The organism is Pseudonocardia sp. SID8383 (assembly GCF_009864975.1).
Classification (GTDB): Bacteria; Actinomycetota; Actinomycetes; order Mycobacteriales; family Pseudonocardiaceae; genus Pseudonocardia; species Pseudonocardia alni.
Genome location: NZ_WWFY01001163.1, coordinates 1 through 626, shown reverse-complemented (window position 1 = coordinate 626; position 626 = coordinate 1). Strand labels below are relative to the sequence as shown.

Here is a 626-nt window from a genome sequence, read left to right as displayed (position 1 = left end):
TCGGCGAGCACGCCGCCCGGCTGCGCCGCTCCTACCTCGCGGTCACCGGCCGCCCCCTCGACGCGCGGGTCGAGACCGACGTCGCCGCGGCCGTCGCGGGGGTGGCCGGGCACCACCGGGTCCGGGTCGAGGCGACGCCGGACGACCCGTCGCGGGTCACCGTGCGCGCGGTCCCCTGGCCCGGACCGGTCCCGCTCGACGCGCAGGGCGGGGTGGTCGCCGTCGTCCGGCGCGGCACCGACGGCGAGTCCCACAAGTTCGTCGACCGCCGCTGGCTCGACGCCCACGAGGCCGAGGGCGGGGACGGTTCGCCGCTGCTGTGCGACCCGGCGGGCCTGGTGCTGGAGACGACGCGTTCCGCCGTCGCCGCCGTGCACCGGGGGCGGCTGTGGGTCCCCCCGCTCGACGGCCGCATCCTGCCCGGCACCGGCCGCCGCGCGCTGCTCGACCTGCTGGGCCCCGGCGCCGTGCGGATCGCCCCGCTGACCCTGGCCGCGCTCACCGGGGCCGACGGGTTCCTGCTGGTCAACGCGCTGCGCGGGGTGCAGTGGGTGCGCCGGATCGAGGACGACGGCCACACCGTCGCCACGTGGGCGGCCCCGGACCCGCTGACCCAGCGCCTGGCC

Annotated in this window: 1 protein-coding gene; it reads left to right on the top strand. The window is 79.7% G+C overall.

Going from position 1 to position 626, the window contains the following annotated elements; all coding sequences use genetic code 11:
- The coding region (locus GTW08_RS28365; protein ID WP_161152771.1) for an aminotransferase class IV at positions 1-626 on the top strand (626 nt) is incomplete at both ends.